The organism is Alteromonas sp. AO-Serp, from assembly GCF_017849675.1.
In the GTDB taxonomy this organism is placed as follows: Bacteria; Pseudomonadota; Gammaproteobacteria; order Enterobacterales; family Alteromonadaceae; genus Alteromonas; species Alteromonas macleodii.
This window is the reverse complement of sequence record NZ_JAFLMX010000331.1, coordinates 1-13465: the sequence shown is the minus strand read 5'-3', so window position 1 is coordinate 13465 and position 13465 is coordinate 1. Positions and strand designations below refer to the sequence as shown.

At 40.0% G+C, this 13465-nt stretch carries 13 protein-coding genes; 12 read left to right on the top strand and 1 reads right to left on the bottom strand.

Annotated features, from left to right (window positions below; translation table 11 throughout):
• On the bottom strand, window positions 1-269 hold a 269-nt coding region (locus QVA83_RS20830; protein WP_502711479.1), incomplete at its 3' end, for a transposase.
• A 349-nt stretch (window positions 270-618) separates the two neighbouring features.
• On the opposite strand from QVA83_RS20830, the gene QVA83_RS20825 reads away from it, so the two are divergent.
• From QVA83_RS20825 to QVA83_RS20770, 12 genes are all read left to right on the top strand, one after another.
• Window positions 619-1854, top strand: coding sequence for a hypothetical protein (locus QVA83_RS20825; protein WP_139125427.1), 1236 nt, complete (start codon window positions 619-621; stop codon window positions 1852-1854).
• Window positions 1855-1876: 22 nt separating this feature from the next.
• Complete coding sequence (locus QVA83_RS20820; protein ID WP_069944285.1) at window positions 1877-3850, top strand: phospholipase D-like domain-containing protein; 1974 nt, start codon at window positions 1877-1879, stop codon at window positions 3848-3850.
• A 2-nt stretch (window positions 3851-3852) separates the two neighbouring features.
• Window positions 3853-6429: a DEAD/DEAH box helicase family protein gene (locus QVA83_RS20815; RefSeq protein WP_069944286.1), complete on the top strand. Its 2577-nt coding sequence runs from the start codon at window positions 3853-3855 to the stop codon at window positions 6427-6429.
• A 480-nt stretch (window positions 6430-6909) separates the two neighbouring features.
• A complete protein-coding gene (locus QVA83_RS20810; RefSeq protein WP_069944287.1) occupies window positions 6910-7698 on the top strand; it encodes a PhzF family phenazine biosynthesis protein in 789 nt (262 codons plus the stop codon).
• A gap of 199 nt (window positions 7699-7897) precedes the next feature.
• Window positions 7898-8512 (top strand): DUF6630 family protein, encoded by a 615-nt coding sequence (locus tag QVA83_RS20805; protein WP_231513070.1) that lies wholly within the window; start codon window positions 7898-7900, stop codon window positions 8510-8512.
• A 74-nt stretch (window positions 8513-8586) separates the two neighbouring features.
• The gene (locus tag QVA83_RS20800) at window positions 8587-9252 is read left to right on the top strand and encodes a uracil-DNA glycosylase family protein (protein ID WP_069944289.1); all 666 of its coding nucleotides are present in this window, start codon (window positions 8587-8589) and stop codon (window positions 9250-9252) included.
• A 75-nt stretch (window positions 9253-9327) separates the two neighbouring features.
• Window positions 9328-10347 (top strand): PDDEXK family nuclease, encoded by a 1020-nt coding sequence (locus tag QVA83_RS20795; RefSeq protein ID WP_014998281.1) that lies wholly within the window; start codon window positions 9328-9330, stop codon window positions 10345-10347.
• 162 nt (window positions 10348-10509) lie between these two features.
• Entirely contained in the window at window positions 10510-11004 is a 495-nt protein-coding gene (locus tag QVA83_RS20790) for an AAA family ATPase (protein WP_069944290.1), read from the top strand.
• 42 nt (window positions 11005-11046) lie between these two features.
• Window positions 11047-11514, top strand: a complete 468-nt coding sequence (locus QVA83_RS20785; RefSeq protein WP_069944291.1) for a hypothetical protein — start codon at window positions 11047-11049, stop codon at window positions 11512-11514.
• A gap of 106 nt (window positions 11515-11620) precedes the next feature.
• Window positions 11621-12652, top strand: a complete 1032-nt coding sequence (locus QVA83_RS20780) for a serine hydrolase domain-containing protein (RefSeq protein WP_069944292.1) — start codon at window positions 11621-11623, stop codon at window positions 12650-12652.
• A gap of 177 nt (window positions 12653-12829) precedes the next feature.
• Window positions 12830-13147 carry a DUF6419 family natural product biosynthesis protein gene (locus QVA83_RS20775; protein ID WP_287498913.1) on the top strand — a complete coding sequence of 106 codons (318 nt, stop codon included), beginning with the start codon at window positions 12830-12832 and terminating at the stop codon, window positions 13145-13147.
• A gap of 126 nt (window positions 13148-13273) precedes the next feature.
• The coding region (locus QVA83_RS20770; protein WP_287498912.1) for a hypothetical protein at window positions 13274-13465 on the top strand (192 nt) is incomplete at its 3' end.

The window sequence follows — 13465 nt, the reverse complement described above, 5'->3', positions numbered from 1 at the left end:
ATCACGTCTTCTGTACTCAGTGCGTCTGCTTTCTCTTTGTTTACGTGTAATACCAGATGCGTATGATTACTCATTACCGCGTAAGCACATACATCAATGGCAAAAACCTCACTTAAAATATGAATACGGTCTTCTACCCATTGGCGACGATGCTCAAAGCTTCTACCGTTTTCCTCGCCACATAAGAAAGCACGACGAACACAGCGGGAAACACAATGGTAATAGGGCGTATCCGATAAACTAATTTGAGACTTTCGGGCTTTAGGCATTGCGACTGTCCGACTCTGATTAACTCGATTAGCAGTTTGGATGGATATTTAGATTAAAGAAAGTGTACGAAGGGACAGTTTGGATTTTTCTAGTTATGCCTGTCTTGTTTATTCATTGTTTATTTTCATGACCCTTACGTTTGTGTTCAATACGTTTACAAAAGTTTATGAATGAGGAATTTCCCGCATCTAGATATAACGTATTGTGTGATAGTTCTCTTCATTCTTTTGTTGCTTAAAGTCTTGTACCATATATATTTATTCTCTTTTATAAGCATACTTGTAAAAGCCTTGTTCGTATTTAGTTATCAATAAAGAATGATAAAAATCTAATAAGTGGAAAATATTTATGGATTGGGGGCTAATGGGACCAGAAAAGGTCGTTTCTCAAAGGAGAACGCGAACATTGCGTTTAAGTTCAATTGTTCGTAACTTTAATGACTTAGCAGTACCAGGATTAGGAGGTGTTAAGTACGCAAAATCTGTTTTCTTAGCCTGTTTAGGTGTTGATGTTGCCAATAAAGTAAGAGATTCTGGTAAAAAAGTTACAAATATTGAAGTAACAAATGCTATTGAAGCACTTGCTTGTTACTTAGCTTATAGCGCAACTAATTGGGAGGCAAACGATCGGTTACGCGGTAGAACAAAACTAAGTAACCAACCATTTTTAACCTATAAAATATTCAGCGGTAGCAACTTTTATGTCACTCAGCCAATGCGTATGCGCACGGTACAGGCGTTACCTAGCTTAGGGTTTGTAGACTCAAAAGGTGAGAGGTTCAATAGTTTTAGTTTAAATCAGCAAGGTAACGACTTTGTTGTTGCAGCTTGTGCAGATATCAAATGTAATAGATTAAGTATTTCTGAGTTTTTAGCTCGATGGGTAAAAAATGAAATAAAACTGCCTTCTTCCAACACCAACAGCTACAAAGAATTGCGCTTTGTATTGTCACCTCTGGATCGTTTAGAGCAGCATGCTTTACATGTTTTCATTCAAGCTCTATTGTCAGGTGACAATGAAAGTGTACGTCGAAGAAAAGGCGTACTTGATTGGGTAAAGTCTAAAAACCTTCACCGTTACGTAAATTGGTCAAAACCTCCGTTCATTGAACAAGCGCATTTCGATGATTTAAAAAGTGGCGCTTTCTTTTTTTCTTTAAGAAATAAGTCTTTAGATTTGCTTAATGTAATTGAGGCAGAAATAACGTCGCTTAACCCGCCAAGACTCGAACTCACACAAGCATTATCGCACAGCATACATGATGCAGTGCGTATGCTAAAAGAAGCGGCAAACGCTTTCCTAAATCTAAAACATGACCCTAGTGCATCAAAAGAAGCGACTTACTTTGCTAAACAATGCTTGCAAAAAAACGATACAGACATAATTAAATTTTTATTAGAGCGAGATGAAGTTGTTCTTCGGTGTAGAGGTGCGCAAATTTTACCTGCTGCGGCATTTGGCAAACCAGAGCCTGTCAATAATGACGATATCGAGGATGATTCATTATTTCCGAAAGGTATTTCTTTTCGCGTTTTGAATATGTACGTTCTAAATCAAGATTTTGAAAATAAATTAGAAAAGTGACTTGGTCTAGAAGGACATAGAGATGAGTAGAAAATTAGCCCCATCTTTAGCAAGCTACTTTATCCCTCCTAGAGGATTTAAAGGGGAATTCGGCTTAGTGGCCGGTTATTCAGCTGATGCCGAGTTTTTTAATGATGCGTTAGAAAAATTCACTTTGAATATGAAAGGGCAGAGGTCCTATCAAGGGGGGATAAGCCTTACATTAATGCTTGATCCTAATCATGTCCAAATATCGCCTATTGCATGCCCAGGCTTGTTGCACCTTGCATTTAAACACGACACAACTAAACAGTTTAAATTACTACATAGCAAAGTCGCTTTACTTACTTTTAAAGCCATTGAGAGTGAAGAACAATTTATACGTTTAATTGTTTCAACAGGTAATTGGACGAGGCAAACACTTGAAGACAGCCTCGATCTTGTGTGGTCGATTGATGTGGTGCCTGGTAATAAGGATGAGCAAGGTAAAGCTGACATTCTCGCTGCTTATCATTATTTTAATGACATTCTTAGACATTTTGATACGGCTATTTTGACTGACAGCGGAGCCAGTAAACTGAAATCTTATACACATACTCAATATGCAAGGTTCCATAAGCTATTTGACGAAGTAGTTGTAGAAGATAGTATAAAGCCTCGTTTTTTCGACAACCGTTCAGCATCGCTTTTAGACCAGTTACCTGCTTTGGTAAAACACCACTGTAGTGAAAAGAAGCGAAACTATTTGTCTTTAGGATCTGGCTTTTACGAGGGCGGCTCTAGTGATGCTGTTCCAAGTGTCATTAACTCCCTTCATCTGCGTTTAATTGATGAAAGCTTGCTCTCAAAAAATGCTGACAAAAATATTATTGTCAATCAGCATGGGTGTCAGTCTATTGCCAGTAGCTTAAACAGTTTAAAAGATAATAATTGGCAAGTATTAAAAGCATATGACCCTTTATATCAGGGTGGGAAAATGCAGCGAAGCTTGCATGCAAAGTTTATTTTTTCTGCCAAGTCATCCGAAACCACAGATGAATGCAAAAGTGCATGGGTGTATTTAGGGTCGGGTAATTTAACTGGCCCAGGCTTTACAAAAAAGGCGTCAAAATTCGGTGGTAACATAGAAGCGGGAGTAGTATTTGAAGCTAAAGGTATTACTTGGGTTGGGGAAGAAAACCCAGAAACGGCTTTAAGTTTAAAATTACCCCTTTGCTTTGATAGTGATTATGCGTTAACCGACACATCACAACTAAGTGGAGGTAGTGAAATGCCTGAGCATGAGGCAGAGCATATATCTCTACCAATCTCCTACTTTGTACTCGAAGAGTTAGAACACGATAAATACGCTTTAGTACCCAATACCCCATTTACTGATGCTTTTACAGTTGTCAACGCTGGTGCAGATAAGCTAACAATCAAATCAGAAGCATGTTTACTATGGTTTGGAAAGCCGCCTAGGCAACTCACGGTTTCATGGTGCAATAATAGCACTGTTCATACTGAGGACATTCCTGTTATTGATCAATATGGCCGGGTTGCCGCGACTGAACTCCCCGAATTAGCCCTTGATGATGCTTGGTATATGTTTAGTGCTTTTCCACTTCTACCAAGCTTTGAAACTGAGGGATACGAGGGCGACGAAGGCGATGGGGCATCTGATGATGGACAAGTTAAGGGCGCTGAAATGGATGTTGAAGTCGATAAGCGCTACTCAATTAACACAATGATGGTTTTGATTGAGCTTATCGCAGAAAAGCAAACTGAAGTATCAGAAAAAGACTGGATACAATGGTGTACTCGTTTAGAGCAAACATTTTCTCAATTAAAGAGCAGTTCAGCTTTTACTTTCTTCAAAAACATAGCAATCAATCCAATCTCACCATTATGGCAGCCTCCCTTTAGGCCAGACTTTGCTGAATCAAACGCAACTGAATTAGGTGCTTATTATGAAGAAGTGCTGAAACGACTCGAACTAAAATTAGGGTTGGCAGCATTAGCAAAATTAGGAGAGTAGTGATGAAATTCAAAGGTTGGGAGCAAGTAGCAAACATCATTTCTGACTCTTTAAGTACAAATGAAAGGTTAAATTCTGGGCAAAAGTACAGTGTTCGCAATCTAATTAAAACATTGCCAACCTCAGGTGCAATCATTGCGGATGAAGTCGGTATGGGTAAAACCCGTATTGCCGTTGAGCTTATTCATGCTGTAAAACAATCTGGTGGACGAGTATTGGTCGTTGTTCCGACAACCTTGGGGTTTCAATGGCAAAGCGAGCTAGAAGAGAGAGATAAAGACCTTAAGCCAAAATCAGTAATACGAAGTCTTTGGGGGTTTCTAGATGCTTATAGCGATGAGGATACCGCTGAGCCGTGGGCAGATGAGCCCGTAATTCTGCTTTCACATAACTTTGCAAATTGGCGCCTAGGAATCGGTTCTAAAGCAGAACGTTGGGCTTTATTGCCTGAGGTCTATGGTCAATACCATAAACTTCATAATGGAAGTGTACCAAGAGGTTATCATAAGCGCACAGACTTAGTGTCTTGGGAGGCCGAGATATGTGCCAAAAATATAGTTAATCATGCAAGAAAACTACCCAAAAAGCATATTATTAACAAAACCCTAAGTGACATAGTAATAAGCTTCAATTGGGGAATGAGTGGTTTTGAGGGAGATGTTTTCTATGCGGGTAGTGAATACAGAAATTTACTCGAAAAAACAGTAGGGTTAGGCTTGGGCGCTTTTGATTTAGTCGTCATAGATGAAGCGCATAAAAGCAGAGGTGAAACCAGCAGCCTTAATACGATATTAAATAATATCGTATTAAAAGCCGAGGAAGCCCGCAACCTTGCTATGACAGCAACCCCTGTCGAATTGGGTGTTGGTCAATGGGATGACATGCTCAGCAGAATTGAGCTACCAAAAGAAAAACGTGATGAGATTCTAGAGGTCGTCAAAAATTATGCTCAGGTTGTTTCAAAGTTCAAGAAAACTTGGCGTTCAGACCCAATAATCAGACGACAATTCAAAGACATCTCAATTCAGTTTCAGAAGGCACTAGCGCCTTACTTATTTAGAAGAGACAAACGTCAAGATGAAACTATCAAAGCGTTTCATAGAGCTTCTGGTTTACCTATAAACGCTTATCGTCGGCATATACCAGTAAATATAGAAGTATCTGAGCTTACAAGCGAGTGGAAAAAAATTGTCTGCGCCGTTGAAGGACTTTCCGCAGCATCGAGTATGCAGACAGATTCAACATCCAAAAGAGCAAGACTTACTTTAGCGAATGGTCACGGCATTGCGGGAATAATTGATAAAGCCATTAATGCTTCAGAAGATGACGATGCGTTCGAAACAGAAGACGTTAATTTACCCAGTAAAAAAGAACAAAGAGCTCAGTGGTGGCATTCAATCATTGCCAACTCGTTTCAATCAGGAGAGGAGTCACTTTATAGCCATCCAGCTATTTTAAAAGTAATTGATGGGATAGAAAGTGATTTATCGAAGGGCCAAAAAGCGCTTGTATTTGGCAAGATGACAAAACCAATGCGGGCTTTAGTTAACCTGCTAAATGCTAGAGAAATGCTTAGGTCTCTTCAGAAAAAGCGTTATTGGCCTCAAAGTAAAATCCAGGAAACCACAGATAATAGTGCAGAATCTGAGGAATTGGCAGTTAAAGCAGCGCTTTATCAACTAAATATTGAGTGGAGTATTAATGAGGTAAACGATAGGCTGGCTGGGCAATATAAAGTACACACTAACAAACTGGATAAGGCCAAAAATACGCTAATTAAAAATATTGAATCAGTTAAAGCTAAAGTTTTTGATTCAAGAACCTTAGCTTTATTTGAAGCATTTAAAGTCTCATTAAAATCAAAAGAGTCAGAAAAACAAACCAACTTAACTGACTTTGCAAATGCAATATTTGAATTAATAGATAAAGAAGGTTTTGAGTTTTCGTCATTTGAAATTGCTCAAGGCTTTAGAGATTTAATGAATGTGCTGACAGCCAAAAACGAAGGCGACCAGAATGGTGATGGCGAGTTGGATATGGATGAAGCCAAAGGGCTGTGGCCAATCATATCCAAGCGCGTTTCAGCTGAATTTACTCATATTAGAGGAGGCTTGGCGCGCCTGATGTACGGCGGTACAGAAGCGCATAGTAGGAGAGTTATGCAGTTAGGTTTTAATCGTCAAAATAGCTTTCCCAAAGTGATAGTTGCCCAATCGGCAGTGGGCCGTGAAGGACTAAACTTACATCAAGCATGCAGAGTCGTGTACTTACTTCATCCTGAGTGGAACCCAGGCGTGGTCGAGCAGCAAATAGGGCGTGTTGACCGCCTTGGCTCAAGGTGGCAAAAAGAATTCGAAGCTTTTCAAAAACAAGGTGGTGTTCTGCCATTCATCGAAGTTAAACCTGTGATTTTTAAAGGCACTTACGATGAATATAATTGGCAAGTACTTGATACAAGATGGGATGAGCTTCGTTCCCAACTACATGGCGTGATCTTACAAGCATCTGAAAGAACGCGTGGTGATGAAGATATATATGACGAGCTTTGCAGAGCTGCACCTGACTTTAGACCAAAATAAGATTTGTATGATGGATTAGTAAATTTGAAAAGTTAAAACTTGCCTACATTAAGTGCATAAAGGAGTTACTATTGCAACTAATACTGGTTTTATCGCTTGGAGCTACATTGATGCTACTGGTTTTTACAAGCATCTTGGACTTCTGTAGTCATCAAACTGCTCATTAGTTGAATTAGTCTCGACTTAACAAGACAGGCATCTTTGTGCTTTTTTATTAAGCATTTAAAAGAAGAGTTTAAATGAATGGTATTTATCGAATTCTGATTGCTCTGGCTCTTCTAGTCGCAGCTATAACATCTTACAGTATGGGAGTTCAGTCAGGTGTATTCCTGTTCATTATTTTGGGGCTCGTTGTAGAAGGGGCATTTTGGTTCAGCTTGTTTTCAATTAAAAGACGAAAAGAGGCCTAACGATACGTACCAGCACTTGAATAGCCATAATTGCTGAGCGTTGGGTTTTCAGCATACAAAAGGAAGATAGATGAAGCTTAAGATGTTTCAGGTTGATGCTTTTGCAAACCATGTTTTTGAAGGTAATCCGGCTGCCGTATGCCCATTAGAAGCTTGGCTTGATGATAGTTTGTTGCAGGCCATTGCTGAAGAAAATAACCTCTCTGAAACCGCATTTTTCGTTCCGATGGGGAACGCCTATGAATTGAGGTGGTTTACACCAGCAGATGAAGTTGATCTTTGTGGGCATGCGACACTTGCTGCGGCTCATGTACTCTACACTCATCTAAACTACGCCAAGCAGGAAGTAGTTTTCCATACCCGCAGTGGGCCGCTTACTGTCACGCGAAGTGGCACGGGTTTTAGTATGGATTTTCCGGCTGCATCGCTTATCAACACTGAAGCACCTTCAGCGCTAGTTAATGCGCTTGGCAAAGCCCCGAAGGAAGTACTATCCGGGTTCGACTATCTCGTTGTTTTTGATTCTGAAGAAGAAATAAAATCACTAAAACCGGATTTTGAAAAACTCAAAGAGCTTGGGCTACGGGGTGTGGTTGTAACTGCCCCGGGACAAGAGGTCGATTTTGTTAGCCGCTGTTTCTTTCCTAAGCTTAGAGTGAACGAAGATCCGGTCACAGGGTCTGCCCATTGTGAACTTGCGCCATACTGGGCTAGCCGTCTCGGTCGCAATAAGCTTAGTGCTCGACAGCTGTCTAAGCGGTCGGGCAGCGTAGAATGTGAAGTCAAAGGTAATAGAGTATTCCTATCAGGGAGCAACGTGGACTACATGACCGCAGAGATTAATATCCCGCAAAACTAACTAAAGAACAGGCACTTTATATTACACTCTGAGAGAATAAGGGGTTCGCACCTTTAAAGAGAATCATCGACTAAACGAGACAGGCATCTTTGTCTAAAAGGGTCTACATTATGGGTCTGTCTAACTAGTTATTTTTACGTCGGTATCCGCTATATATGGAAGCCCACTGTAGTGGATAAAACCAAGTTGGAATCAAGGAATGATGAAGAGATTACTGATAGTTATAACTGCTCTTATTGTTATAGGCTGTAATGAAAATCAGCCGAAAAACCACTCCCCAGAAATTGCATTAGCAAAGATAATCGGCAATGGCAATCAAACCGTTGTAAATGACGTTCAACTTTACCTTTCTGATAAGAAAGCATACAAACTAAAACACAAAGACGGACTAGAAGAAAGCGGATTTGATGGAGCCTTTGAAAATTCATTTGACCTTACATTTGTAATTATAGAAGGTCTAAAAAGCATCAACCGTGTAGTGATTGTAGATTGGAGAGAGGATGCGCAACATGTCTTCGATTTATTAAACGATTTATCTAAAAATGCACTTGCTACTTGCAGCATATCGAGCCAGCTGGCGGACGATATGATGCAAACTCAGTTCAATATATCTTACTACTTAGAGTCTAGTGAATCTGGCTTTTTATTCTCAACCTGTGCAAAAAGCATGGGGTTAGAAATTATTGGCATTGACGATGGATCAGACACGTTCGTCTTGTCTTTAATACCAAGTGGCAACGCGGCAAAACTCAAAACATATTCGCAGCAACTAAAATTGATTATAAAGACATACGATAACCGTGTGACTAGTTAGTTGGAGCGAAGAAGAACGTGCTGCGATAGCTTTTTTGTACTGCTTAAATTTTTCTATTTTTTTTCGAGGCAAAAATGACCAAAAATGAAATACCTATTATTGCTAAACAAGCGCTGTCTGAATATCTAGAGGAACCAGGAAGCGTTCTCTATAGTAGTCATGAAACACTAAAGCCTAGTGATATTTACTTGCTCGGCTTCAATCCAGGTGGCGCAAACGGAAAGCCAGTTGAACAAAGTATTAGTTCAATGCTTACAAATACCACTAACGCCTACTTGGATGAGAGTTGGGAGAATCATAAAGGTGTGTGGGCAAGTGGCGAAGCCCCTCTTCAAAAAAGAGTTCAATGGATATTTGAAAGCCTTGGGATCAACACCAGAGATGTGTGTGCGAGTAATTTAATATTCTTACAGAGCCGCGAAGCTACAGATATTAACTTTTCATTAGCTGAAATATGTTGGCCAGTACATGAGGCAATTTTAAGCGTTGTTAAGCCAAAGCTTATAATAACTTTCGGAAACTCTGATGTTTCACCCTACGGCTACTTGCATTCTATGTTCGGCGGCAAAGAAGATTATTTACCGTCAGGACACGGAAACTGGGCGGTTAAGGGATTTAGTTGCAAGATCAATGAACGCCCTATTTACGTTGCAGGCCTACCTCATTTAAGTCGCTACTCTCCTGTAGGTAAAACTGAAGTTATCAAGTGGCTGTTAAGTAAGATACAACGAGTCAATTAACATCGCAGCTTTGATGCAGCCGCAAAAGGCTGTATCAAAGCTGTTACCTGTTATTCACTCAAAGGAATGCAAAGCATGCTCTACAAAATAGAAGAACAAGCAGAAGTATTTGAAAAGTTGGAACCCGTAGAGTTCAAAGACTTTTCTAGCTTTGGAAAATTAGAGAAAGATCTAGAAAACTTAATTGCGAACAGTATTTTAGACGTCTTATTTGAAGACGCTAGATTGATGCCGGTGTTTCAAGAACGCCAATGGCAGGCAGAAGCTGACATATATGCACTGAATGAAAGTGGCGAATTAGTTATATTCGAGCTAAAGCGTGCATCTGCCGGGAAAGATGCTGTTCATCAAGCGCTGAGATATGCGCAAGATGCTGGTCAATGGAGCTATCAAAAATTAGAAAATAAGTTCAAAGAATATAGCAAAGGCGACATGTCGCTAGTTGAAGCACACAGAGAGGCTTTTAGTCTTGAGCACCAATTAGAGCCTAAAGAAATTAATAATAAACAGCACTTATTAGTTATCGGCAGTGCAGCGGATGACTCATTAATATCTTCCGTCGATTACTGGAAGAAAAGTGGTATATCCATCGATTTCTTGCCCTATAGAATTTATGAACTTGCTGGCGAAAAGTACTTTGAGTTCTTTGCGCTTCCCTATGATAAGCACAAAAACCCAAGTGATGTAAAAGGTGTATTATTTGATACAAATCGCAGTTGGAATGAGGACTCTATTTGGTCGATGATGGATAATAGTCGTCTGGAGGCGTATGGAGACGCCAAAAGGTTTGTTCACCATGTTCATATAGGCGACATTGTTTTCTTTTCCCACAAATGGTGTGGCTTGATAGCTGCTGCAAAAGTGAAAGGTGAGGTTAAAGCGCCAGACAGTGAAACACTGTATCGAGACGTAGAGTTTTTAACTCCCATCCCAAACCGAAACGATAACACGTTATTGGCTATGCCTTTTTCAGAAGTGAGTTCTAAAACAGGTAAAAGTTTCTTTTGGGCCAGAACGATAAAAGTACCTTACTTAACGAAAAGCGAAGCACTTGAGTTAGTCGATGAGCTTAATAATTATTTACATCGCACTTAACAAGTTAACGCGGTTGGGGTTCTTCACAGTCAAAGCTTTAAGCGCTAGTGCACTTTTAATGGCCTTTTGGTAGTTTCTGGCTACGTTGCCGTGGACTGTTACAGGTCGTTTAAAACGCATTGTTAGTTCAGCATTTTATTAGTTGATTTAAGGAGGGTGGTTTTGGCAAAAATTTTAATATTTGGAAACTCTGGTTCTGGAAAATCTACGCTGGCACAGCACTTATGCAAAACACAAGATTTGGCTCATTTAGATCTAGATACATTAGCGTGGAAACCTACTAGCCCTCCTGAGAGAAAGCCTATTGATGACTCTGAAGAAGAGATAAAGGCTTTTATTTCTTCTAACGACAAATGGGTAATTGAAGGCTGTTATACAGACTTACTAAAAATTGTAGAGCAGCAGTCTACTGAAATTATATTTATGAACTTACCCACTGAATCCTGCATTTCAAACGCAAAGGCGAGACCTTGGGAGCCCCATAAATACAAAACAAAGCAAGCCCAAGATGACAACTTAGCAATGCTTATTGATTGGATTGGGCAATATTCAGAAAGAAACGATACATTTTCTTATGCGGCACATAAGCAGTTTTATGATAGCTACCATGGTCATAAAAAGATGATTACGCAAAATGTCCCAACCGAGACAAGTTAGGCAAATTCGTTAATATATGAAATAAGTGAAACGGAGTTTCTAGTGAAAAAAAATATACTTCTTGCATTATCACTTCTAGTGTCAGCTACGGTATCGGCTGAAGATATTAAAATAGATCTTGAGCAGCTTGCCCAACAGTACTTCGACACAATGGTTGCAACTCAGGCCCCTGGCGCGACAAAAGTTGAGCTTGAAAATCACTTAAATTTGCTCGCGGATGATGTTGGTCATTCACATTTGCCATGGGTGATAGACGATACGCGATTACCTGACGGTAAGGAGCAAATGAGAGAGGGCATGACATTCTATTTAGGCGCACATACAGAATATAATGCTGAGCTGTTAGATGTTTTTACATTTAATCACTCTGCTATTGCTATCAGATATAAGAATTATGTCAAGGGCGTGCATCCGCAAAACAATCAGCCTATTGAATACAGTCAAGTAATGATGGAAGTACTAGAAATAGAGTACGGTAAGATTGCTGTAATTCGAAAGTACCATGAGTAAGTTTCATTTTCGATAGCCGTTTAGGTAACAATTGTATTTTCGGTTGCAATAAGTTGGCGTACACCTAGTGATAGTGTTACATGATGAGCTTTAAAGGCAAGGTAAAATGACGAAGAACCGAAGAACAACAATCATCAGGCTTCTTCTGCTAATCAGTACCATTGTTTCTTTGTTTTTCGTTCCGTGGATATTGGTTAAAGCCTGGATCCTACCTTTGCCACACACAGTACAAGAACAAGTTGATGAGGCAATTAGCCATGGCTTTGACGGTATAATTGTTTACGTGGATCAGGCGGGAAAACCTCCAGCTTTTTACACAGCAGGCTGGAAAGATAGAGATAACAAAATACCCGCTGCCCCCGACTCTTTATTTAAAATTGCCAGTATCAGTAAGTTGTACACTGCTGTGGCTATCACCAAAATGGCGCGAGAACAGCGACTATCCCTAGACGATTTACTCGTTGATCATTTACCCGAACTCAAAGACAGAATTGAGCATTCAGAAAAAATAACGCTTAAAATGATGGTGCAGCATAAGTCAGGAATCCCTAACTTTACTGATAATGCTGCCTACTGGGAAAACGAACCGGAAAACGGCAAGCGAGCGCTCGACTTTGCGCTAGATCTTCCGGCGAGTTTTGAGCCCGGTGATGGATATGAGTATTCCAACACGAACTATCTGTTGCTTCGCAATCTTATGGATAAGGTTTTGGGGTACAGTCACCACGAGTACATTAAGCAAAACATTTTACTTCCGCTTGAATTGAACAACACCTATTTTTCATTGAGCGAAGTCAATATGGACGACGTGATGAGCGGCTATTACGTTGGTTACGAGGAAGATGTTAAGGCGCGCGACTACGGTATGCTAGCGACAGCAGAAGATGTGGGTAAGTTCTTACGAGCGCTAAACAACGGCGCTATTTTCAATGAAGGCGAAGCGGAACTTTACCCTTATGTTTTCGAGCATGGAGGCTTGGTTATCGGCTATCAAAGCCTTGCAGAATATGACAAAGACCTCGATACCGTGGTTGTTCAATTTATCAATACCACTGACTTTGAAGGTTATGAGTGGAACTTGTCTGAAATCACAATAAGCCGAATCTTTAAAATACTAAGAAAAGCAGAAAACGAGTAGGTGGTAGGCTTGGTTCAACGCTTGTTCAGTGTAGGCCAATCATTACAAGTTAGAAAATAATGGGTGGCAACAGAACGGTTTTTATTATGTAGTTAGTTTATTAACTCGCCGTTTTTACTCTATGCTTTTAGTGATTATTTTATCTCTTCAGCTGCTCGGCAAAAAAAGGGGCAAAACGTGAAAAAACTCTTCTTAATGTTATCTGTGCTTATATCGGTTTTGTGTTTGCTACTGGCCGCTGCGCCATTTACTCCGGCAGTTGCGGGCTCGTTTTTAATGCTTATGCTCGCTGGAGTTTTAGGCTTTAAAGGGTATTCAAAAATAAGCTTGCTTTTGCTTTGTATCAACACCTTTTCGGTAGTTGTCAGCCCTAACATAAACGAGTCTAGTTTTGCCGCATTAACTGTAATATCGATTATCTTTATTTTCTCTTTCACCGGTGTAGCACTTGGTCTGCCGAAAGGTGTTCAAAGATATGATAGTTGCGTTGATTGACGTTTGAGTATTCAAATATTCAGATGTTAGAGTGGATGATTAAAGGGATTGAAAAAACGTTGCCCCGTTTTGTTTCAACCGCTAGAGTTTAAAAACTCGCCGCCTACAAAAGCAAGGATGTTATTTATGGTCAAGTATGAACTTCCCGCCAGAATTGTATTATCGCTATTTACTGTCATTCCTCTTGTTTTCGCTTATTCCACGCTTCAAAGCAGTCAGCCATTGCTATTCATTTCAATGCTTCTTGCATCGGTGCTGTTTTTGGTAACGCAACTAAACATAAAACAGTTTTTAATGCCTAAACGCCAACCCAATGCC

Bases quoted from the DNA above. Each gene is read 5' to 3' on its own strand.
- QVA83_RS20825 (WP_139125427.1), top strand. From the start codon at position 619: ATGGATTGGGGGCTAATGGGACCAGAAAAGGTCGTTTCTCAAAGGAGA.
- QVA83_RS20820 (WP_069944285.1), top strand. From the start codon at position 1,877: ATGAGTAGAAAATTAGCCCCATCTTTAGCAAGCTACTTTATCCCTCCT.
- QVA83_RS20815 (WP_069944286.1), top strand. From the start codon at position 3,853: ATGAAATTCAAAGGTTGGGAGCAAGTAGCAAACATCATTTCTGACTCT.
- QVA83_RS20810 (WP_069944287.1), top strand. From the start codon at position 6,910: ATGAAGCTTAAGATGTTTCAGGTTGATGCTTTTGCAAACCATGTTTTT.
- QVA83_RS20805 (WP_231513070.1), top strand. From the start codon at position 7,898: ATGATGAAGAGATTACTGATAGTTATAACTGCTCTTATTGTTATAGGC.
- QVA83_RS20800 (WP_069944289.1), top strand. From the start codon at position 8,587: ATGACCAAAAATGAAATACCTATTATTGCTAAACAAGCGCTGTCTGAA.
- QVA83_RS20795 (WP_014998281.1), top strand. From the start codon at position 9,328: ATGCTCTACAAAATAGAAGAACAAGCAGAAGTATTTGAAAAGTTGGAA.
- QVA83_RS20780 (WP_069944292.1), top strand. From the start codon at position 11,621: ATGACGAAGAACCGAAGAACAACAATCATCAGGCTTCTTCTGCTAATC.